Origin of the sequence: Streptomyces sp. NPDC058092 (genome assembly GCF_042884935.1) — a bacterium.
In the GTDB taxonomy this organism is placed as follows: domain Bacteria; phylum Actinomycetota; class Actinomycetes; order Streptomycetales; family Streptomycetaceae; genus Streptomyces.
The window spans coordinates 537,606-558,880 of record NZ_JBHVSY010000001.1 but is presented as its reverse complement, the minus strand read 5'-3'; the positions used below and the strand labels follow the sequence as shown (position 1 = coordinate 558,880).

General features: G+C 69.2%; 28 protein-coding genes. All 28 read left to right on the top strand.

Going from position 1 to position 21,275, the window contains the following annotated elements; all coding sequences use genetic code 11:
• Positions 1–2: 2 nt before the first annotated feature.
• The 28 genes from ACFVV1_RS02720 to ACFVV1_RS02585 all read left to right on the top strand — a co-directional run bounded on the left by ACFVV1_RS02720 (position 3) and on the right by ACFVV1_RS02585 (position 21,275).
• Positions 3–734 (top strand): ATP-binding protein, encoded by a 732-nt coding sequence (locus ACFVV1_RS02720; RefSeq protein WP_389983339.1) that lies wholly within the window; start codon positions 3–5, stop codon positions 732–734.
• A complete protein-coding gene (locus ACFVV1_RS02715) occupies positions 731–1,111 on the top strand; it encodes a hypothetical protein (protein WP_389983336.1) in 381 nt (126 codons plus the stop codon). Before ACFVV1_RS02720 ends, ACFVV1_RS02715 begins: the two co-directional genes overlap by 4 nt.
• Positions 1,108–1,416: a hypothetical protein gene (locus tag ACFVV1_RS02710; protein WP_389983333.1), complete on the top strand. Its 309-nt coding sequence runs from the start codon at positions 1,108–1,110 to the stop codon at positions 1,414–1,416. Before ACFVV1_RS02715 ends, ACFVV1_RS02710 begins: the two co-directional genes overlap by 4 nt.
• Entirely contained in the window at positions 1,413–1,613 is a 201-nt protein-coding gene (locus tag ACFVV1_RS02705) for a DUF6011 domain-containing protein (protein WP_389983331.1), read from the top strand. Before ACFVV1_RS02710 ends, ACFVV1_RS02705 begins: the two co-directional genes overlap by 4 nt.
• Entirely contained in the window at positions 1,613–2,371 is a 759-nt protein-coding gene (locus ACFVV1_RS02700) for a DNA-methyltransferase (RefSeq protein WP_389983328.1), read from the top strand. Before ACFVV1_RS02705 ends, ACFVV1_RS02700 begins: the two co-directional genes overlap by 1 nt.
• A 33-nt stretch (positions 2,372–2,404) precedes the next feature.
• Positions 2,405–2,569, top strand: coding sequence for a hypothetical protein (locus tag ACFVV1_RS02695; protein ID WP_389983326.1), 165 nt, complete (start codon positions 2,405–2,407; stop codon positions 2,567–2,569).
• Positions 2,570–2,669: 100 nt separating this feature from the next.
• A complete protein-coding gene (locus tag ACFVV1_RS02690) occupies positions 2,670–3,050 on the top strand; it encodes a hypothetical protein (RefSeq protein ID WP_389983323.1) in 381 nt (126 codons plus the stop codon).
• Complete coding sequence (locus ACFVV1_RS02685) at positions 3,047–3,361, top strand: hypothetical protein (RefSeq protein ID WP_389983320.1); 315 nt, start codon at positions 3,047–3,049, stop codon at positions 3,359–3,361. The genes ACFVV1_RS02690 and ACFVV1_RS02685 overlap by 4 nt, the downstream gene beginning before the upstream one ends.
• A gap of 23 nt (positions 3,362–3,384) precedes the next feature.
• Positions 3,385–4,020, top strand: a complete 636-nt coding sequence (locus tag ACFVV1_RS02680) for a hypothetical protein (RefSeq protein ID WP_389983317.1) — start codon at positions 3,385–3,387, stop codon at positions 4,018–4,020.
• A 206-nt stretch (positions 4,021–4,226) separates the two neighbouring features.
• Positions 4,227–5,051, top strand: a complete 825-nt coding sequence (locus ACFVV1_RS02675) for a hypothetical protein (protein ID WP_389983315.1) — start codon at positions 4,227–4,229, stop codon at positions 5,049–5,051.
• 16 nt (positions 5,052–5,067) lie between these two features.
• Positions 5,068–5,214, top strand: a complete 147-nt coding sequence (locus ACFVV1_RS02670; protein ID WP_389983313.1) for a hypothetical protein — start codon at positions 5,068–5,070, stop codon at positions 5,212–5,214.
• A gap of 7 nt (positions 5,215–5,221) precedes the next feature.
• On the top strand, positions 5,222–5,731 hold the full coding sequence (locus ACFVV1_RS02665) for a hypothetical protein (protein ID WP_389983310.1): 510 nt from the start codon (positions 5,222–5,224) through the stop codon (positions 5,729–5,731).
• 676 nt (positions 5,732–6,407) lie between these two features.
• On the top strand, positions 6,408–6,830 hold the full coding sequence (locus ACFVV1_RS02660) for a DUF732 domain-containing protein (RefSeq protein ID WP_389983307.1): 423 nt from the start codon (positions 6,408–6,410) through the stop codon (positions 6,828–6,830).
• Between the two features lie 79 nt (positions 6,831–6,909).
• Complete coding sequence (locus tag ACFVV1_RS02655; RefSeq protein WP_389983304.1) at positions 6,910–7,194, top strand: HNH endonuclease signature motif containing protein; 285 nt, start codon at positions 6,910–6,912, stop codon at positions 7,192–7,194.
• A gap of 142 nt (positions 7,195–7,336) precedes the next feature.
• Positions 7,337–7,924 (top strand): helix-turn-helix domain-containing protein, encoded by a 588-nt coding sequence (locus tag ACFVV1_RS02650; RefSeq protein ID WP_389983302.1) that lies wholly within the window; start codon positions 7,337–7,339, stop codon positions 7,922–7,924.
• The gene (locus ACFVV1_RS02645) at positions 7,881–9,455 is read left to right on the top strand and encodes a terminase (RefSeq protein ID WP_389983299.1); all 1,575 of its coding nucleotides are present in this window, start codon (positions 7,881–7,883) and stop codon (positions 9,453–9,455) included. Before ACFVV1_RS02650 ends, ACFVV1_RS02645 begins: the two co-directional genes overlap by 44 nt.
• A gap of 12 nt (positions 9,456–9,467) precedes the next feature.
• The gene (locus tag ACFVV1_RS02640) at positions 9,468–10,640 is read left to right on the top strand and encodes a phage portal protein (protein ID WP_389983296.1); all 1,173 of its coding nucleotides are present in this window, start codon (positions 9,468–9,470) and stop codon (positions 10,638–10,640) included.
• A gap of 17 nt (positions 10,641–10,657) precedes the next feature.
• Positions 10,658–11,347 carry an HK97 family phage prohead protease gene (locus tag ACFVV1_RS02635; protein WP_389983293.1) on the top strand — a complete coding sequence of 230 codons (690 nt, stop codon included), beginning with the start codon at positions 10,658–10,660 and terminating at the stop codon, positions 11,345–11,347.
• 88 nt (positions 11,348–11,435) lie between these two features.
• Positions 11,436–12,701 carry a phage major capsid protein gene (locus ACFVV1_RS02630; RefSeq protein ID WP_389983290.1) on the top strand — a complete coding sequence of 422 codons (1,266 nt, stop codon included), beginning with the start codon at positions 11,436–11,438 and terminating at the stop codon, positions 12,699–12,701.
• A gap of 64 nt (positions 12,702–12,765) precedes the next feature.
• Positions 12,766–13,017, top strand: coding sequence for a hypothetical protein (locus tag ACFVV1_RS02625; RefSeq protein WP_389983287.1), 252 nt, complete (start codon positions 12,766–12,768; stop codon positions 13,015–13,017).
• Position 13,018: 1 nt separating this feature from the next.
• Entirely contained in the window at positions 13,019–13,609 is a 591-nt protein-coding gene (locus tag ACFVV1_RS02620; protein WP_389983284.1) for a phage gp6-like head-tail connector protein, read from the top strand.
• Positions 13,610–13,619: 10 nt separating this feature from the next.
• Positions 13,620–14,069, top strand: coding sequence for a hypothetical protein (locus ACFVV1_RS02615; protein WP_389983282.1), 450 nt, complete (start codon positions 13,620–13,622; stop codon positions 14,067–14,069).
• Positions 14,069–14,800 carry a hypothetical protein gene (locus tag ACFVV1_RS02610; protein ID WP_389983279.1) on the top strand — a complete coding sequence of 244 codons (732 nt, stop codon included), beginning with the start codon at positions 14,069–14,071 and terminating at the stop codon, positions 14,798–14,800. The genes ACFVV1_RS02615 and ACFVV1_RS02610 overlap by 1 nt, the downstream gene beginning before the upstream one ends.
• 7 nt (positions 14,801–14,807) lie before the next feature.
• On the top strand, positions 14,808–15,218 hold the full coding sequence (locus ACFVV1_RS02605) for a phage tail tube protein (protein ID WP_389983276.1): 411 nt from the start codon (positions 14,808–14,810) through the stop codon (positions 15,216–15,218).
• Positions 15,218–15,727 carry a hypothetical protein gene (locus ACFVV1_RS02600; RefSeq protein WP_389983272.1) on the top strand — a complete coding sequence of 170 codons (510 nt, stop codon included), beginning with the start codon at positions 15,218–15,220 and terminating at the stop codon, positions 15,725–15,727. Before ACFVV1_RS02605 ends, ACFVV1_RS02600 begins: the two co-directional genes overlap by 1 nt.
• A gap of 9 nt (positions 15,728–15,736) precedes the next feature.
• Positions 15,737–16,147 (top strand): hypothetical protein, encoded by a 411-nt coding sequence (locus tag ACFVV1_RS02595; RefSeq protein WP_389983269.1) that lies wholly within the window; start codon positions 15,737–15,739, stop codon positions 16,145–16,147.
• Between the two features lie 149 nt (positions 16,148–16,296).
• Positions 16,297–18,492: a phage tail tape measure protein gene (locus ACFVV1_RS02590; protein ID WP_389983266.1), complete on the top strand. Its 2,196-nt coding sequence runs from the start codon at positions 16,297–16,299 to the stop codon at positions 18,490–18,492.
• Positions 18,493–18,494: 2 nt separating this feature from the next.
• Positions 18,495–21,275 carry a hypothetical protein gene (locus ACFVV1_RS02585; RefSeq protein WP_389983263.1) on the top strand — a complete coding sequence of 927 codons (2,781 nt, stop codon included), beginning with the start codon at positions 18,495–18,497 and terminating at the stop codon, positions 21,273–21,275.

The following is a 21,275-nucleotide window of genomic DNA, read 5'->3' as shown; positions in this document are numbered from 1 at the left end:
CCATGGAACCCACCACCGTTGGCAGCCTCGGACCGTCTGCGTTCGCCCGCATCATGGCTGGCGTCACCGAACTCCAGCAGCAGGGCATCAGCCCCGGCCCCGTCGACGACGCACCCACACCCGACGAGCCCGGCCACCCCGAGTACCACCGCCGCCGCCGCGCCGAATGGGCCCTGAAGCGCTGGGAGACCGCGACACCGCCCCGCTACCGCCGCTCCGACGCCACACTGCCCGACGTCCAGGCATGGGCCAACGCGGTGGCCGCCGACCCCGAGACCGCCGGATCGCTGCTTCTCACCGGCACCACCGGCACCGGGAAGACGTACCAGGCGTACGGAGCGCTCCGCCGCATCGCCGCCGCCGGCAGCATCCACCCGTACGAGATCCGGGCGATCACCGCCGCCGACATGTACGGGCTGCTCCGCCCCAAGGGCTCCGACCGCGGGGCAGAGGAAGAGCTGCGGCGGCTGGTCAGGGTGCCGCTCCTCCTCCTCGACGACCTCGGCGCCGCGAAGAGCTCCGAGTGGACCGAAGACGTGACCGGTCGGCTGATCAACGAGCGGTACAACGCCTGCCGCCCAACCCTCTACACCAGCAACCTCCCCGCCAAGTCCGCCGACGGCCGCGACCTCACCGGCGCGCTCGGGGAACGCATCGTGTCTCGCCTTTCCGAAGACACCCGCGTCGTCGCCATGACCGGCACCGACCGCCGCCGAGGAGGTGCAGCCGCATGAGCACCCCTGCGAAGGTCGAGTACCTGTACGAGCTGTGGGACGCCAACTGGGACGACGGCCCCCTCGGCAACTACCAGGTCCTCCGCTGGGAGATCACGAAGAAGACGCCGAAGCGGATCTACTTCGATCGCAACGGCCACCCGGGGTTCGTGGACCGCCAGCGCATCGAAGCTGATGGCGAGATCCGTCACGGCTACACCCGGCGCCTCCTGCACCTGGCGCCCCCGGAGATCCCCGGCCAGCCGAAGCCGCCCTCCCTGCCGGAGCTCAAGGCGGCCATGGCGGACGCCCACCCCGACCGGGGTGGCACCGACGAGGCGTTCATTGCCGCGCGCGCCCGCTACGAGACCGCCCGCGCCAAGGAGGCCAGCGCATGAACCCCGACCCGTTCCCCCCGGCCGCGCTCGCTGCGTTCACTGCCGGCCTCGACGACTACCGCCTCACCACCCCGCCCGATGAGCAGAACCCCCACGAAGCCGCCCGGCGCGCGGCCGAATACCTCGTCGCCTCCGGGTGGGCCGTCCACATCCCCCCGCGGAACCGCACCGGCACCCGCCGCTCCTGCCCCGGCTGCCACACCTTGCAGCTGGTCAACCGGGACGGGCGGATACGTCGCCATGGCGACGCCGACCAGCCCTGCCCCGGCTCCGGCACCCCCCACGTGCGGGAGCCCGCCACGTGACGCACCCGTCCTGCCGGGTGTGCGGGCGTCTCCTGCGCTCGGAGAAGTGGCGGGCCCGCCGCATTGGCCCCGTCTGCTGGAGCCGCACACGCGGACGCACAGCCGTTCGCATCCCCACCCCGCCACCAGCCGACCACGTACCCGGCCAAGACGAACTGCCGCTCGTCCACCACCAACCCACCCTCTGGAGCCTCTGATGGAGCCGTACTTCGAAGACCGGGACGCAGGGATCGCCCTGTACCTGGGCGACATGCGCGAAGTCCTGCCCGCACTGGACCTGCAGGCCGACCTGGTCTTGACCGATCCTCCCTACGCCGAGACGTCCCTCGCCTGGGACCGGTGGCCGAAGGGCTGGCCGACGCTCGCTGCGACCGCCGCGTTGTCGATGTGGTGCTTCGGATCGATGCGCATGTTCCTCCAGCAGCGCGATGAGTTCGCCGACTGGAAGCTCTCCCAGGACGTCGTGTGGGAGAAGCACAACGGATCCGGGTTCGCGAGCGACCGGTTCAAGCGCGTCCACGAGATCGCCACTCACTGGTACACCGGCGACTGGCGTGGGCTGCACCACGACGTACCGACCGAGAGGTCAGGACGTCGCGGCGGGGGTGAAGGCGGCATGCGAGCCACTACCACCGCCCGCGAGCACACCGGCGCCATCGGCTCGAAAACCTGGGACGGCTCCGACGGGGTACGCCTGCTCCGCTCAGTGCTGAAAGTCCGCTCCATGCACGGGCGAGCGCTGCACCCGACCGAGAAGCCGCTCGGAATTTTGACGCCGCTACTGACCTACGCCTGCCCGCCCGGCGGTTTGGTGGTCGACCCATTCGCCGGTAGCGGCTCCACGTTGGACGCCGCCCGCCAGTCCGGCCGCCGCGCCATCGGCATCGAAGCGGACGAACGGTACTGCGAAGACGCCGCGCGACGACTGTCCGCGCTCGTCCTCGACATCGCCTGATCCCCGTTCCCACCACCCACACAGGAGCACCCCATGGCCACCGTTCCCGCCCGTCCGAAGAAGCCCGGCAAGGTCACCCCGTCCGACGTGCGCCGCTACCCGGCGTACTACATCACCGGCGACGGCCGACCCGCTGCGGAAGCCAGCAGCTGCGAGCACGGGTGCCGGGTTACCGACTCCTGCCCCTGCTGCCCGTGACTGCCCCCACCCCGTGACGCACAGCTGGACGGCCCCGCCGGTAACGGGGCCGTCCGCCACCAGCACACCACACCCCGCCACCCACACACAGGAGCACGACATGACCACACCCGCCGTTATCCCGCTCTGGGAAGCCGAGCACCCGTACTACGCGGCCGAGGGCAACCACTACAAGACCGGGCTACACAACCGGTTCGAGTCCTGGACCGAGTTCACCGAGACGACGTTCTACGACGGCGACCGGGACCTGAACCTCCTCTACCGCTGGGACTGGCGGAAGCCCGGACACGCCGACTGGGACGGCGCCGAGGCCCTCAGCCTGTACTTCATCCTCCAGCGCAAGGCCATCGCCTGTTCGGCCGAGATGCCAATCACCGAGCACGACGAACCCGCAGTGCGTGCCTGGCTCACCGAGTGCGCCGCCACGGTCCGAGCCGTCTGGGCCCCGCTGCTCACGACAACCGAGGAGACGGCCCGATGAGCGACCGCGCCCAGCTGCTCCACCTCGTCGACCGCGCCCGCCGCGGCACCATCCTCCCCGCTGAGCTTGACGCCCTGGCCGACGGGATCACCGCGTTGGACCAGGCCCTGGCCGACGCCGACGCAGCGGCCGACCACAGCGACCGCACCTGCGAAGCCGTCACCCGCGCCGACCGGGCCGAGGGCGCCATCGAACGCGTGCGGGCCCTCGCTAACCGCATCGAGGCCGGCGCCCCTTGGACCGCCAACCACCGCGACCTCGCCAACCGCATCCGCGCCACCCTCGACCAGCCGCAGCAGCCCACCACCTGACCCGCCGCACCACAGGAGCCACCGTGACCGCCGCGCACGACCTGCACTCGATCATCACCACCTGGCCCCAGCTCCACGACGCCCTCACCACCCAGAGCGGCGACACCTGGCCCCCCGCCGGCCGCATGACCACCCACATCCGCGACCGCGGCCTGGACGACACCCCGCAGCGCGGCGCACGCGACGGCACCGGCACCGGGGAAAGCCCCGCCCCGTGTCGTATCGACATCATCGACACCATGCAGGCCGTGCACGAGCAACTGCTCGACACCGCGGACGCCGTCGCCGAAGTCGTCCAGCTCGCCCCCGCCGGGGACCCGCTCACCGAGATGCGCGACCGGCACAACCCGAGACGCTGGAAATGGACCGGCCGTCGGCCTGAGCCGCAGTACACCGCGCTCTGGCTGTATGGCCGCGTCCAGGGCGCCCCCGGACCCTTCCGGCCGCTCCCGGACCGCAGCCTGCTGCTCATCGAGACGACCGCCCGAGACGCCCTGAGCCGCATCGAACGAGCCCTGCAACTCACCCGACTCACCACCGCCATCGACACCCCGTGCTCCTGCGGCGGCCGGATCCTCCTCCACGGCGGCGACGGCGCCCTCCCCCACCTCATCTGCTCACGCTGCGGCCGCTACCACTCAGGTCAGCTCGTCGCCTGACTCGCCTGAGACGGGGCTGAGTTGCCCCACCAACTCAGCCACCACAAACCAGCACCAACCATCAACTACCGTGCTATAGTCCCGCGTTAGACAACAAAAGACGGCCCCCGCCCGGTGTTGGTAGCACCAGACGAGGGCCTGACCGAGACGCAGCATCAACTGCGTCTCCGGCTACCACTCAGAGACTCGGAGGTCTCCTCGTGGCTATGCGTGATCGTATCTCGCGTCTCGCGCGCCGTGACAACACCGGCGACACCCTTGCTCACCCCCGCCCCACCGCCCCCTGGTGGGCCCGCGTCTTCGTCCGCGGCGGACAGCCCCTCGCCGTCGTCGTCGTCATGACCATGTGCGCCCCCGGCGAGCACCACCTTGCGCGCCTCGCAGGCTGGGATGACCGCCTCGCATGGGGCATGGCAGCGCTCCTCGCCGGATACGCAGGCATGGCCGCGTTCCTCGCCGGTGAGCGCCGCACCGGAACCCCCGGCCACTGGACCGCCGTAATCGGCGCCGGCCTCGCCCTCGCCCTCGCCATGGCCGCCCAGCCCGTGTCCCACATGTTCGTGACCGGGTGGCTCACCGCCGAGCCCCGCACCCCGCTGTGGCTCGTCATCGTCGTCTCATGCGTCCCCGCGCCGGTGCTCGGCCATATCCTGCACCTCGCCGCAACCCCTGTACGCGCCGCTGCTCCCGCACCGGTTGAGCAGCCCGTGGCCGAGGACGAGCCGCAGCCCGAGCAGGCTGAGCAGGACCGCGAGACGCACGACGAGCAGGGCAACGAGCAGCCCCCCGCCGTAGACGAGCAGGGTGAGCCGGACACTGAGCCGACCGAGCAGGACGACGAACTGTTCCCCGAGCAGCCCGAGCGGGACCGGTTCCTCAGCACCCGCGAAGTCGCCGACCTCTACGGCGTGACCATGTCCACCGTCGGCACCTGGCTCGAACGCGGCACCATCAACCGCGCCTTCAAAGACCCCCGCCGCGGCAACCTCTACGACCCCGAGACGCTCCCCCCGGTCGCCTCAACCGGCTGAGACACCCACCCGTCTCATGCTGCTCGCCGCGTTCTTCGTCGGCACCACCCTGCTCGCGCTGGCCGGCCTCTGCGCCGTCGCGCTGTCCGACATCCCCCGCACCCTCGGGACCGTCGCCCTCATCGTCACCATCGCGGCCCTCGGCGCCGCCCTCCTCCACTGAGGACCCCATGAACTACGTCACCTTCGGCGGCGTCACCGTCGGCCTCTGCCTCCTAATCCACCACCTCGTCACCTGGTGGCCCGGCCGCAAGGCCCTCATGAAGGACCCCGCCAAGCACGCGGCCACGCTGGCCCCGTTCCTGCTGTCGTGGGCGTACGGCGCCCTCACCACACTGGGCGTCGGCGGCCTGGTCGGACTCGTCTCCGGCACCGTGCTTGGCCTGTCCAACTGGCTCGGCGACGTCGCCCTGGTCTGGGGCGTCGGCGGAACCGCCGGAGAACTGGCCGCACGCCACACGTTCGTCCCCCTCTCCGGCCCCGGCCTCGCCGTGGTCCTGATCCTGACCGTTGCCCTCCTCGCCGCCGTGAAAAAGTCCCGCTACGGCAGCGAACTCAAGCGCGGCGCCTGGTGCGGTATCTGCCTCGCTACCTCCGCCGGCGTCGCCGGGTTCGCCGCGGTCCCGCTCGCGGTCGGCGTGAACTGGCTCGGCACCAACGTCTACACGGCCTTCGCATGAGCAGCCCCCTGGTAGGCGGATGCGTCCTCGCAGTCCTCGGTGTCGGCGCTCTGGCGGTCGTGTACGCGGTGTCGCCGACAGCCGGGATCCTCACCGTGTGGGCTGTCGGCACAGCAGCGCTCGCCCGGTCCGCACGGCGCCGCATGCCCGATTCGTCCGCCACTCCCCCACCGAGAGGGGTTGCCCCCTCCGGCGACGTTTACACAGATGAGAGCACTGAAATCGCGAGAGTGGTTCGCTCCCCGGAAGGGGTTATGTGCACCATCCACCCAGTCCGGGAGGAGGTGAACGGATCATGATCCGCACCCTCCTTGCCCTGCTCGGGTTCGAGCAGCAGGAACTCCCCTACTGCCCGCAGTGCGGCGGCCACTACCCCGCACACAGCCACTGACCGCACCCCGTTGTCAGTCCCGACCCGTACCGTGGTGGCATCTATCCGCGCTTCATGGCTGCGGCGCTGCTGGACCAACGAGGCCCCACCCAGACAGCGCCGGGTGGGGCCTCACCCTTGAGCACCCAGTTGCAAAACCCCCACACCGTGCCGCATGATGGCCCCACGTTCGGCATGCCCGGACAAACACAGACCCGCCCACCGAGGCGGGTCTTTGCATATCCCCCACACCTTCCGCACGCGCATGACACGATCCCCCTTCACCACGCCATCCCAGGGGGGACCATGCGCACCCGCACCACCACCGCCGCACTCATAGCGGCCGGCCTGCTCGCCACGCTCACCGCATGCAGCAGCAGCGACGACACAGCGGACAAGCCCAGCACCCCGCCGACACTCAGCGCCGAACAACGCGCCAGCGCCCGGGCGGCGGCCGGCCTGCCCGACCCGACGCCGGAGCAAGAAGCCGCGTTCGTCGCAGCTCTCGACGCGATCGACAAGGACATCGCCCACGGCAAGGCAGACAAGGCAGCCAGCCGAGGCCGGAGCCAGTGTCAGACGATCCACGACTGGCCGAAGGACGAGGCAAAGCAAGTCGACCTGGCCACCCGCCGGTTCACCAGTCCGACGCACCCGGAAGGCCGCACCCAGGCGACCGCCGAGAAGATCAACGCAGCAGCGCACAAGCACCTCTGCCCCGACTTCTGACCCCCCACCCCCCACCCCCCACCGGGCCCGGCTGTGCCACCCGTGGCAGCCGGGCCGAATCACGCCTGGAGGTGAGCCAGTGGCCGGCCGCTCCGACCTCACCGCCTACGGCTACCGCAAGGCACGCGCCCGCTTTCTCGCTGAGTCCGACGTCTGCCACATCTGCGGCCACCCAGCCGCCAACGTCATCGACCACATCAACCCCGTCGCACGTGGTGTAGACCCCCGCGACGAAGACAACTGGGCACCCGCACATGGCGTCACCCGCTGCCCCACCTGCGGCCGCAACTGCAACGGCGAGAAGGGCTCAAACACGCAGGTGAAGAGCCTGAACACATCGCGAGACTGGTACGAATCCGACTGATCATCTTGATCTGATCTGAAAAATTTCGGGAAGATTTTTTGGAAGATCGTCATCCCAGCCCCGCGCCCAGCTTTTATTTTTCTCCCCCCGGCCTTGACCTGCACGTATGCGATCCCTGGACCCCTGCGGCGGGAGGTATGCCATGGCTGCGAAGCCTCTGGAGATCGGTCCGGCTGGCGCCCATGTCGGGCAGGCCGTGGCCCGTGCGCGGGAGGTCCGAGGGTGGGACCAGCAGGAACTCACCCAGCGCCTGGCCGCGGCGGGCAGGCCGATGTCCCAGCCGATCGTGAGCCGGATCGAGGCCGGGGTCCGGCGGGTGGACGTGGATGACCTGGTGGCACTCGCCGCGGTGCTGGACGTCTCAGTGGCGGCGCTGCTGCCCGACGACGGGCGGCGGGCTCCGGCTGCGGCCCCCGTGGTTGTGGTACCGGCACGCTCGGCCGAGGCGGGCCCGGTGGAGGGCGCGTTGACCGAGGACATCGAGGCGCTGGGTGATCTGTCGGGCATGGAGCCGACGTTGGCCGAGGTGGCGTACCGGCTGGCCCGTCAGATGGACGGGCAGCGGCCGGTGTCCTGCGACGAGTGCGGGTGTGCGGTGGATGTGCCGTCGGATCCGCGTCTGCTGCCGCAGTTGGCGAAGGAGTTGCGGGCAACAGTGGCCGCGCTGGTGGAGGGGCGGGCCGTGGATGACGATGACGATGACGACCTCGGCGACCTCGGCTCTGTCTGACACATGGTCCCCGCCGCCGGAGTTCGCCGCGCAGTGCCTGGACCTGTACGGGCTGACGTGCCCACCTCGGTGGGGCACACCGCGGCGGCCGGAGTTCCCGTCGCTGGGGCCGAAGGCGTGGGCGGTGATGGAGCGGCTCGGGTATCCGCCGATGCCGTGGCAGAAGTACGTGATGGACGTGGCGCTGGAGATCGATCCGGCGACGGGTCGGTTCGCGCACCGTGAGGTCGGGCTGTCGGTGTCTCGGCAGCAGGGCAAGACGCAGCAGATCCTCGGTGTGCAGGTTCACCGGATCGCGGCGTGGCCGCGGCAGCGGGTGGTGTACGCGGCGCAGACGCGCGGCATGGCCCGGACCCGGTGGGAGGACGAGTTTGCCGAGACGATCCTGTCGTCGCGGCTGGCAAGACAGATCCGGGTCCGCAAGAGCAACGGCAACGAGGCCATCATCTGGTCCAAGACCCGGTCGCTCATGGGCATCACGGCAAACACCGAGAAGGCCGGCCACGGGCCGCCGCTCGATCTCGGCATCATCGACGAGGCGTTCGCGCATGAGGATGACCGGCTGGAGCAGGCGTTCAGCCCGGCGATGCTGACTCGTCCGATGGCGCAGCTGTGGTGGGCGTCCGCGGGCGGCACGGAGAAGTCCGTGTGGCTGAACAAGAAGAGGCAGGCAGGCCGGGAGCACATCGAGCGGATGTGGGAAACCGGCGAACGCCCGTCGGTGGCGTACTTCGAGTGGTTCGCTCCGGACGACATGCCTCGGGATGATCCGGCGACGTGGCGGGCCTGCCTGCCCGCGCTCGGGTACACGGTGACCGAGGACATCATCCGGGCCGAGCTGGAGAAGATGGATCCGGCCGAGTTCGACCGGGCTTACCTGAACCGGACACGGAAGTCGACGCCGCCGGACGACCCGAACGTGCCCAAGAAGGCGTGGCCGGGGCTGGCCGACCCCGAGTCGAGGCCGGGCACCGATCTGGCCATTGCAGTGGATGTTTCTCAGGACCGAGGCCACGCCTCGATCGGTGTGGCGTCGCTACGGGCGGACGGCCGTGTGCACCTGGAGCTCATCGACCGGCGGGCCGGTACGGACTGGGTGGTGCCTGCCCTGGTGCGGCTCAAGTCCCTGTGGAACCCGCTGGTCGTCGCCATCGCCTCATCCGGTTCGCCGGCCGGATCGTTGATCGACGACATCGTGAAGGCGGGCATCATAGCCCCGGCGACGAAGGAGAAGGACCGGCCGCACCGCGGGCACCTGGCGGTCATGCGGTCGAACGACGTGACCGAGGCGTGCGGGCAGCTGGCCGACGCCATGAACCAGGGCACCGACCGGCACCGCGACCAGCCCCCGCTGACCGCCGCGGTGAACGGGGCGCGGACGCGGCGCGTGGGCGATGCCTGGGTGCTGGACCGTACCCAGTCGATGGTGGATGTGTCTCCGCTGGTGGCTGTGACCTTCGCCCGGTGGGCGCTGATGACGCGCGGCCCGGCCGTGCTCGACGACTACGACCTGTTGAACAGCGTCATGTGAGGAGGTGGCGGTATGTCACGGTGGCCCCGGGTCCTGGCGGCTCCGTTTCGCCGGTTCGGCCAGGCAACGGTACGGGCGATCACGTCCCTTCCGTGGAGCTCTGGGGGGCCGACCTCGACGGCGGTCTCGACAACGTCAGCGATGTCTCTGGTGCCGGTGTTCGCGTCGGTGCGGATCATCGCGGACAACGTGGCGTCTCTGCCGCTGCAGCTGTTCCGCCGGGACGGCTCGTCGCGTGAGCCGATCAGCTTCGTACCGGACCTGTTCTGGGTACCGGACATGCAGGGCGATCTGTTCACGTGGCTCCACAAGTGCGTGCTGTCCATGGCCCTGCGGGGCAACGCCTACGGCCTGATCACCCAGCGGGACAGTCTTGGCTTCCCGACGATGGTTGAGTGGCTCAACCCGGACGATGTCTGGGTGGACGAGGAGAACCCGGTTCGTCCGGTCTTCTACTGGCAGGGCCGCGTCGTGCCGCGTGATCAGATCGTCCACATTCCGTGGGTGGTCCTGCCCGGACACGTCGTCGGGCTGTCCCCGATCGCCCTGTTCGCGCAGACGATCGGCGCCGGCCTCACCGTCACGGAGTACGGGCGGTCCTGGTTCATCAACGGCGGCACACCGCCTGCGGTGCTGAAGAACGCGCAGAAGACCGTTTCCCAGGACGAGTCCGAGGAGATCTCAGACCGGCTGTCGGCCCGGATCCGGTCGCGGAAGCCGCTTGTCTTCGGCTCGGACTGGGACTTCACCGCACTGTCCGTGTCACCGGAGGAGTCGCAGTTCATCGAGTCGATGCGCCTCAACGCAACACAGATCGCCACGATCTACGGCGTGCCACCCGAGAAGGTCGGCGGGGATTCCGGCGGATCGCTCACCTACTCCACCGCCGAGATGAACAGCCTCGACCTGATCAACACGACGCTGCGCCCATGGCTGGTGCGGCTGGAGTCCGCGTTCTCCCGCCTCATGCCGGGACGCGAGTACGTCCGGTTCAACATCGACGCGATGCTTCGCACCAGCGTCCTGGACCGGTACAACGCGCACGGCATGGCACTGGCTCAGGGCTGGCGCAGCCGGAACGAGATCCGCGCTCTGGAGAACCTGGCCCCGCTTCCGCCCGACCAGGGCGGCGACGAGTTCCACGTGGGCACTACCGCACCGGCGCCGCCGGCCGCGGGCACCTGAGACCTGGAGGTCTACTCATGGGCGACGCTGAGCGCCGCTTCACGCGCGGCCTGGTCCAGGTCCGCGCCGCTGACGGCAACACCGGTAGGCAGATCGGCGGGTACGCCGCGAAGTTCAACAAGTTGTCCCAGAACCTTGGCGGGTTCGTTGAGCGCATCGACGCCGGGTTCTTCGCGAAGTCGGAGGGCGACGGCTGGCCGGACGTGCTGGCTCGCTACAACCACGACGACAATCGGCTGCTGGGCACGAGTGAGGCGGGAACGCTCCGGCTTGCTGTTGACGGGACGGGGCTGGACTACACCGTGGATGTGCCCGCGTCGCGTGAGGACGTGATGGAGCTGGTGCAGCGCGGCGACGTCCGCCGCAGCTCGTTCGCGTTCCGCACGTTCTCCGACGACTGGTCGCAGACCGAGGATGGGTTCCCGCTGCGGACCCTGCTTTCTGGTGCGCTCGTCGACGTCGCGCCGGTGAACAGCCCCGCGTACATGGACACATCGACCGGGCTCCGATCCCTCGCCGACAAGGCGGGCGCTGAACTGGAAGAGGTACGGGCCGCCGCCGACGCGGGCGACCTCTCACGCTTCCTCGGCCGACCCCCGGCCGTGGTCATCGACATGGCACCCAGCGGGCAGGGCGAAACCCACCCGCTGACGGTGCTCCGGCAGCTGCGCGCCGAGCTCAACCAGCGCAGCGAACTCACCTTCTGAGGCAGGGCGACACCCACCTCGCACACTCCAGCCAACTGACGCCCCAGCCACCGGCTGCGGGTGTCGTCGTCATGCCCTGGGAGGGCACATGAGCGAGTACATCCGCCGCCTCAAGGAGCGCCGGGCCAACATCTGGGAGCAGACTAAGGAGCTTCTGGACGCGGCCGAGAAGCGCGGCAGCGAGGACAGCAAGCTGACCGCCGAGGAGGAGGCCACCTACCAGCGGCTGAATGCCGATCTGGACGCGATTGACGCCCGGGCCAAGGAGCTGCACGAGGCCGAGCAGCGCACCAAGGACGCCGCCGCGGCGTTCCGGTCCCTGCTCGACCAGGAGCCTGCCCCCGAGGCCCGCAAGGGCGCCGCGAAGGGCGAGGCCGACCGCGTGCGTGCCTGGCTCACCGGCCAGTCCGGCTCCCGGTCGCTCGACATCCGGCCCGACAGCCCGATGCCGCTCGACTCGCGCGCCCTGTCGAAGCTGACTGCGGCCGCGGGCGCGAACACCGTGCCCATCTCGTTCTACAACCGGCTCGTTCAGCACATGATCGAGAACTCCGGTGTCCTGGCGACCGGGCCGACCGTGCTGCGTACCGCGACCGGCGAGCAGATGCAGATCCCGAAGACGACCGCTCACAGCGCGTCGGCGGGCATCGTGGCCGAGGCCGGGGCCATGACCCCGAACGAGCCCGCGTTCGGTCAGGTTGCCCTGGACGCGTACAAGTACGGGTTCCTCCTGCAGGTCTCGCACGAGCTCGCGAACGACACGGCCGTCGACCTGCTCGGCTACCTCGCGATGCAGGCGGGCCGGGCGCTCGGTAACGGTTTCGGCGCGCACCTGGTCACCGGGACCGGCACGTCCCAGCCGAACGGCGTCCTGACCGCGTCCACGCTCGGCAAGGCCGGCGCCACGGGGGTTGTGGGCGCGGCGTCCGGTGACGACCTGATCGATTTGTTCTACAGCGTGATCGCCCCGTACCGGAACAGCAGCTCCTGCAGCTGGCTGATGCGGGATGCCACGGTCGCCTCGGTGCGCAAGCTCAAGGACGGCTCGGGTGGCGCTGGTACGGGCAACTACCTGTGGCAGCCGGGCCTGCAGGCGGGCACCCCGGACTCGATCCTGGGCAAGCCTCTGTACACCGACCCGAACATGCCCGCAGCGGCGCTCTCGGCGAAGTCGATTCTTTTCGGCGACTTCTCCACGTACTTCGTGCGGCAGGTCGAATCGCTCCGGTTCGAGCGGTCGGACGACTACGCGTTCAACACCGACTTGATCACGTACCGGGCGATCCTGCGCGGCGACGGCGACCAGGTCGACACCACCGGCGCCATCAAGTACTTCGCGGGCGCCGCGACCTGATCCCCACTCCTTGCCCGGCCCGCACCCGCGCGGGCCGGGCCCTTCTGCAGAGAGGACAGCACCCATGCGTATCCGTATGAAGCAGACCATGTCCGGCACCCGCAACGGCGAGCCGTGGCCCCCGGCCGGCGAAATCGCGGATGTCCCGACCGGCGAGGCGCAGCACCTGGTGGCGTCGGGTATCGCCGAGGAGGTCGGCGACGAGGACGAGGTCCAGGGCGAGCCGGAGGTGGAGACGGCTACCGCCCCTGACACGGCGGAGAAGCGCCCCGCTGCCCGTAAGGCTCCGGTCAAGGGCACCAGCGACAAGGTCTGACATGGCCAACGAGTACGCCAACCGGGCCACGCTCAAAGAGCGGCTGAACATCGAGGCGGCCGACACCAGCCGGGACACGCTTCTCGACGGCGCTCTTGCTGCTGCGTCGCGCGGGATCGACCGAACCACCGGGCGCCGTTTCTGGCTCGACACGGACGCGACCGCCCGAACGTTCACGCTGGCGGGCCGGGTGCTGTGCCGTGACGGCGGCGAGCGGCTGCTGGTCGACGACATGGGCATCGCACCGACCACGGTGGAGACCGGGTCCGGCACCTCGTGGACAGCCGTCACCGGCTACGACACAGCCCCGGATAACGCCATCGTGCGTGGCCGCCCCGTCACCGCGCTGGCGCTCGCCTCGGGCGGGTGGGGTGCTGGCCCTCGGGTGCGGGTCACCGCGCGGTGGGGCTGGCCGACCGTGCCCGACGAGATCTCCGAGGCCACGCTCATCCAGGCCGCCCGCCTCTACCGGCGCAAGGACTCGCCGGAGGGCGTGACCGGGTCCGCTGAGTGGGGTGTGGTGCGGCTGTCGCGCCGCGACCCGGACGTGTGGGCTCTGATCGAGCACTTCGTCTTGCCCGGCTTCGGATAGGAGGAACCCCATGCAGATGTCCGCGGTACGCGAGGCAATCGCCGACGCTGCCCGCCTAGTTGTCCTGCCGCCCGGGATTGGCAAGCTGACGTCGACCGGGTACGTGCCGGACGCGGTGACGGCTCCGCACTTCTTCGTCGGTGAGTACACCGTCGACTTCGACAAGGCGATGGGCCGCGGCCTCGACGAAGTCGAGCTCACCTGCCGTGTGCTGGTGGGCCGGGCCGACGACAAGAGCGCACAGGTCACTCTCGATGGCCTGCTGTCCGGCGCTGGCCCGGCGTCGCTGAAACAGGCGATCGAAGCGGCCCGCGGCGCGCCCGGCGACTACGCGCTGGGCGGCCTGGCGCACGACCTGCACGTCAAGCGGGTGCAGGGATACCGCTGGTACGAGCACCAGGGCACCCAGTACGTGGGCGCCGAACTCGTCATCACCGTCATCGGAGAAGGGAGCGCCTGATGGGCAAGTTCGTGCTGTTCGACGCCCGCCTGTTCGCACCGGGCGCCGACCTGTCCGGCGCCTCCAACAAGATCGAACTCACCTCGGAGATCGAGGACAAGGAGACCACCAACTACCGCAGCAACGGGTGGAAGGAAATCATCGGCGGACTCGGCTCGGCCGAGATCTCCGGCGAGGGCCAGTGGGAAGCGGGGGACCCTTCCAAGGTCGACGACGCATCATGGTCCACGCTCGGGGGCATCGGCCCGTACACGGTGTGCCCCACCGACTCAGTAGTGGGCGCACTTGCGTACATCACGTCCGGGATGCGCGCCGACTACACGATCGGCGACGCGGTCGGCGAGATCGCACCGTGGACCGGCACCGTCAAGTCGTCGTGGCCGCTGGTGCGCGGGCAGATCGCCCACCCCCCGGGCCTGGCCCGCACCACAACCGGGACAGGAACCGCGCTGCAGCTGGGTGCGATCCCTGCAGGCAAGCGTCTCTACGCCGCGCTGCATGTCCTCTCGGCGGCCGGCACCACCCCGTCGATCACGGCCCGGATCGAATCCGGGGACGCTGCGTTTGCGTCTCCGACAACCCGGCTGACGTTCGGCGCCGCGACCGCACCGGGCGGGCAGATTCTGCGCGGCGACGGCACGGCCGTCACGGATACGCACTACCGGGTCGCCTGGACCGTCACCGGCACGAGCCCGTCGTTCATGTTCGCTGTCTCTCTCGGAATCAGGTGATCAAGCCATGGCCAAGATGGTCCTGCTGGCGGCGTTCGTCAGCATCAACGGAACCGACCTCTCCTCGTACACCCGCAAGGCCGAACTGTCGGTGGAGGTGGAGGACAAGGAAGTCACCACCTACGCGTCGCTCGGGTGGAAAGAAGTACTCGGCGGGCTCAAGTCCGCTGAGCTGTCGCTGGAGCTCCTGCAAGACGTCGCCGCCACAAAGGTCGACAGCATCATGTGGCCGCTGCTCGGCACCGTCGTGCCGTTCGTCGTCCGCCTCGACAACGCGCCGGCCGGACCGTCGAACCCGCAGTGGTCGGGCAGCGTCCTCATCAACGGCTGGAACCCGATCGAGGGATCCGTCGGCGACGAGGCGTCCGTGTCGGTCGGCTACCCGACGTCCGGAGCCGTGGTCCGCGCGGTCGCCTGATGGCCTCCGGAGGCCCCCCGTTCGACCTCCAGGTCACCCACGAAGGGCTTGACGCCCTGGTCCGGGCAATCCGCCGCGAGGCCGACGGCAAGGCCCTGCGCAAGGAACTCGCGAAGAACATGCGCGATGCCCTGCGCCCCGGTGCCGCGATGGCGAAGTCCGGGATCATGGCCATGCCGTCGGCCGGCACCGGCATGGGCGCCGGGCTCCGGGCCGGGATCGCGAAGAAGATCCGCCCCGAAGTGAAGCTCGGCGGGCGGTGGACCGGTGCCCGCGTCAAGGCGTTCAAGACGCCGGGGCTTCGCGGCTTCGCGAACGCCCCGAAGCGCACGAACCGCCGCAATGGCGGGTGGCGCACCCTCACTTACGGCCACGAACCGTGGCGCACCCAGGTCGGTAAACGCCACTGGTTCGACGAGGCGTTCGAGAACGACGCCGCGGCCTACCGGGCCGCGGTCCATGAAGCGATGGAAGACATGGCCCGACGCCTTGCGGCGCGGGCCCGATAGGAGAACCCCATGTTTCTGGTACTGCAGCGCGAAAGTGACGCCGAGCCGACCCGCTGGCGCTACGACTACCTCAAGCTCATGAGCGTGGAGCGCGAGGACATCGAGCGCCGCACTGGCCGGAACTTCGCCCAGTTCACGCAGGATGTGCTGCAGGGCAACAGCCTGTGCCGCCGGGCATTGCTGTTCACCTACCTGCGGCGAGAGCACCCCAAGACCAAGTTCGAGGACGTCGACTTCGGGTGGGGCGAGCTGAAGCTGGAGTACAGCAAGCAGGAGTTTCAGGCGATGCGTGCCAGCGTCCTGGAGTCCCTGCACGGCGACGAGCTGGCCGCCGCACTGTCCTCGATCGACAAGAACTTGGAAGACGCGTTCGACGACGTCGAGGCCGGGGGAAAAGCCCAGCTGCCGATCGCCGGCTAAGGCAGCTCGGCAACGCCGCTCACCTCCTCGGCATCCGCCCATGGGAGTGGGACCTCATGACCGTGGAGCAGACAGACGCCGCCCTGGACTGGCTCGACGCCTACAAGCAGGCCAACGATGAGGCCGCGGAACAACTGAAGAGGTGACCCATGGCAGACACGAGCCTGGTCTTCAACCTGGTGGCTCGCGACCGGGCCTCTGGGGTAGTGGAGCGGATGGGCGAGCGGTTCTCCGCAGCGGCCGCGACGATCGGCGCGGGCATCGGTGTCGCCCTCGGTGTGGGGGTGGCCACCAGCCTGAACATGGATGAAGCGAACGCCAAGCTGGCCAACCAGCTGGGGCTGAACGAAGCTGAGGCCGCCCGGGTTGGTGATGTGGCCGGCGCGGTGTTTGCTGACGGGTTCGGGCAGAGCGTCGATGAAGTCAACGATGCCCTGCGTGGGGTCGCCTCTTCCATGGTCGACGTCGGTGACATCAGCTCCGCCGAGCTGCAGGACCTGACCACCAAGGCCAAGGTGTTGGCCGACACGTTCGACTACGACGTGAACGAGGCGACGCAGGCCGCGGGCACCCTGATGAAGGCCGGTTTGGCGAAGGACGGCATTGAGGCGTTCGACCTCATGACGGCGGCGGCGCAGAAACTGCCCGCGCAGATGGCCGCCGAGATCCCGGCCATGGTGACCGAGTACGCCAGCTTCTTCGACGAGCTGGGCGTTTCGGGCCCGCAGATGATGGGGGCACTGACCGAGGCCGCGAAGAACCCCCTGTTCGAGATCGACAAACTGGGCGACGCGGTCAAGGAGTTCAACCTACGCATCGCGGACAGTGGTGCTGTCGCGGCGCCGCTGAAGGAACTGGGTCTGGACGTCGCGGACATTCAGAAGCTTGTCAACACGGGCAAGGGCACGCAGGCGTTCGACGAGATTGTGGTGGCGCTGGCCGGGGTGAAGGACCAGACCGACGCCACCCGGCTCGCGGCCGCGCTGATGGGCGGTCCTGGCGAGGATGCCAAGACGTCCCTGATCGGCCTGGGTCAGGCTGGAGGCTTCGCGAAGATCGGCCTTCAGGACGCTGCCGGCGCGACGCAGGGCCTGGTCGACCGGGTCGATGGCACCGCCACACACACCCTTCAGAAGTTCAAGAACACGGCCTTGACCGAACTCGCGGACGTGGCCGCCGGATTCATCAACTTCGGTATGGCGAACCAGGGCGCCATGGTGCCGCTCATGTACACCATGGGCACCCTGGCCGGTGTCGTCATGGCCGTATCGGTCGCACAGAAGCTGTACGCCACGTACACCGCGATCTCCACGGCGGCCACGAACCTGCAGAACACGGCGACATTCAGGGCCATCGCCGGGTGGACCCGCATGATGGCAGTCGGGCTGATGGCCTACGCGCGCATCGCCGCAGGTGCGGTTGCTTCGGCGACCGCCACGGCGGCGGCCTGGGTGGGCAGCGCGCTTATCTCCATCGGTACGTGGATCGCCGCGGTGGTCCGGGCCGGTGTCACGGCGGCCGCACAGTTCCTGCTGATGGCCGCCCGGGCGGTTGTGTGGGCGGCGACGATGGCCGCTCAGTGGCTGATCGCGATGGGCCCGATCGGCTGGGTCATCGCCGCGGTTGTGGGCCTGGTGGCGCTGATCATTGCGAACTGGGACACGATCAAGGAGAAGACCGGCGCGGCGTGGGACTGGCTCTGGGGCAAGATCAAGGGCGTTGCTGCACTGATCGTCGGCCTCATCACCAACCTGCCGATCGTCCGGTTCTTCCTGAACCACTGGACGCAGATCAAAACCGGACTCGCCAACAAGGTCGTCGGCATCATCGCCTACGTCCGCGGCCTGCCCGGCCGCATCAAGGGCGCCGTCGGCAACCTCGGGTCGCTGCTGTACGACAAGGGCAAAAACATTGTCGAGGGCCTGTGGAAGGGCATCCAGTCCATGGGGTCGTGGCTTAAGGGCCAGCTCACCTCGTTCGCGAGGAATCTGGTACCCGGGCCGATCGCGAAAGCGCTCGGGATCGCGTCCCCGTCGAAGGTCATGGCCAACGTGGTCGGCCGGTGGATTCCTGCCGGCATCGTCCAGGGCATCGAGTCCGGCCAGGGTGTCCTCGACCGGACCATGTCCACCCTCATCCAGCCTCCGTCCGCAGCCACAGCCATGGGCGTCGGGCGGCAGATGGCAGGCGGGGGCCTGCTCACCTCCTCCCCGGCAGGTGTGCAGACGGTACGCGTCATCGTCGATGTCCAGGGCGGCGACGGCGACTTCAAGAAGATGGTCCGCAAGATGGTGCGGATCGACGGCCGCGGCTCCGTTCAGGCCGCCTTCGGAACAGGGGGATAGCGGTGGCGTTTCCTCAGACCCCGCTCGATGTCCGTACAGAGCTGCAGATCGCCGGTGCATGGACAGACATCACGGGTGACGTCTACACGCGCTCCCCGATCACCATCGAGCGCGGCGCGAAGGACGAAGGGAACGGCGTTGATCCGTCACGCTGCTCACTGACCCTCAACAACCGCGACGGCAAGTACTCCCCGCGCAACCCCATGTCGCCGTACTACGGGCTGATCGGCCGCAACACCCCGATCCGGGTATCGGTGCAGGGCCCGGAGTCCTACCTGGCGCTCGATGGAACCTCGGCCAGCACGGCCAGCACCCCAGGTACTGCAGCCCTCGACATCACCGGGGATATCGATATCCGGGTGGAGGCAACCGCTGACTGGTACGCGGCCGGGACACAGGTACTCATCGGGAAGTGGAACTCCGCGGCTGCCCAACGCAGTTGGATGCTGGCGCTCGCCGATGGCGCGCTCCAGCTGTGGTTCTCCCCGACCGGGACGGGATCCCTCTTCGCGGGCCTGGCTCTGCCCACCCTCCCTGCCCGGGCCGCGCTCCGCGCCACCCTCGATGTCGACAACGGGGCTGGGGGGTGGACTGCCCGCCTGTACTGGGCAACCGGCCTCGACGGCCCGTGGACGCAACTGGGCAGTGACCTGATGGCCACTGGCACGACCAGCATCTTCGCGTCGACTGCCCCGCTGCTGCTCGCCCCGTCGACAACGACGATCGTCCCGAACTGGCTGCCGATCAACGGGCGAATCCACCGGGCCGAGGTTCGGTCCGGCATCAACGGAACCGCGGTCGCCGCCCCGGACGTCCGCACCCAGGTCCCTGGCACAACGGGGTTCACCGACGCTGCCGGCCGGGCCTGGACGATTACCGGAGCCGCGGAAATCAGCAACCGGCAGTACCGGTTCACCGGAGAGGTGAGCTCATGGCCGACCCGGTGGGACGTGTCAGGCCGGGACGTGTGGGTGCCGATCGAGGCCGGCGGGGTGTTGCGCAGGATGGGGCAGGGGAAGAAGGAACTCGACAGCACGCTGCGGCGCCGGATCCCGTCGGACCGCAACCTGATCGCGTACTGGCCGATGGAGGACGACCAGGGCACTTTTGCCGCGTACTCGCCGCTGCCCGGGGTCTCTCCCTTGGCTACGACCGGCTTCGACTTCGCCGCGGAAGACACGCTCGGTGGGTCTGCTCCTCTGCCGAAGCTGAAGAACCCGGCCACCCTGTCGGCCCGCGTTCCGCGAACGACGGCCGCGGGATGGCAGGTCGAGTTCGTGTACAACCTGCCGGCCATGCCCGCCACCCAGACGGAGATCTTGCGCGTCAAGGTCACCGGATCGGCCATGACCACCGCGGTCGTCTACGCGTCCACGGGCGGCATCCGCGTGGAGGCCCGCGACGATGACGACATCGTGCTGGCGTTCGTCCTGTTCACGAACGCGGCCGCTCTCGCCGCGTTCACCGGGGTGTGGAACAGGTTGGCGATCTACACCGCCGACGCGGGCTCGGGAAAGACGAACCTGCTCGCGCGGTGGCGTGACGTCTCCTCGGATGTCTACTACTACGCCTACACCCAGGTCACCGCGACGATGGGGCGTGTCAGCAGCATCACAGGCGGCTGGGGCGCGGCCACCGAGGGCATGGCGCTCGGGCACCTCGCTGTGTTCAATGTCCCGGCCGCGTCCGCGTCGCCGACCGCGCCCCCGGGATCGCTCGTCTTCTCCGGTGCCGACAACGGGTTCAACGGAGAGACAGCGTTGAGCCGGATGGCGCGTCTCGCGAACGAGGAATCCGGGCAGGTCAATCTGACATGGCTCGACGGGGACGCCTCCGCATCCTCGGAGCGCATGGGACCGCAGCGGCCGGCCACGCTCCTGGACCTGCTCATGGAGGCCGAGGACACCGACGGCGGGATCCTGTACGAGCGCCTGGACCGTGCGGCCCTGGTGTACCGGGACCGGGCGTCGCTGTACAACCAGCCGGTGCGCCTGGCCCTCAACTACACGGCAAAAGGGGAGGTCCCGCCGCCGCTGGAACCGGCCGAGGATGACCAGCGCATCCGAAATGACGTGACGGTCAGCCGCTCGGGCGGATCGTCCGGGCGCGTGGTCGAGACTGTGGGGCCGCTGTCGGTGGCTCCACCGCCCGTCGGGGTGGGTCTCTACGACGAGTCCGTGACGCTGTCCCTCTACGACGATGGCCAGCCCGAGCAGATCGCGGCCTGGCGGGTACACCTCGGTACGGTGGACGAGGCCCGGTATCCGGCGATCACCGTGTGGCTGCACGCCGCTCCGCACCTCATCAAGGACGTTCTCGCCCTCGACATCGGCGACCGCATCACGATCAGCACCCCGCCTGCGTGGCTGCCGCCGGGCCTGATCGACCAGCACATGCGCGGATACACCGAGGTACTGGACCTGTACACGTGGTCGCTCACGATGAACGGCACGCCCGCCAGCCCGTGGGAGGTCGGCGTAGTCGAGGACCCGATTTTGGGCCGGGCGGATACGGACGGGTCGACGGTCTCGGGCGATTTCAGCGCCACGGCCGCCTTGATCAGAGTGGCAACGCCCATAGGGCCGGTATGGACGCAGGATCTCGCCGAGCTGCCGTTCGACGTCCAGGCCGGTGGTGAGGTCATGACCGTGACCGACATCATCGGTGTCCGCGGTGACCGCTTCGACCGGTCCGTGGTCGACGGTTGGGGTACGGCCACGTCGGGCCAGGCGTGGACGATTACCGGGGGCGCGGCCTCTGACTACGCAGTACAGGGGGGATGA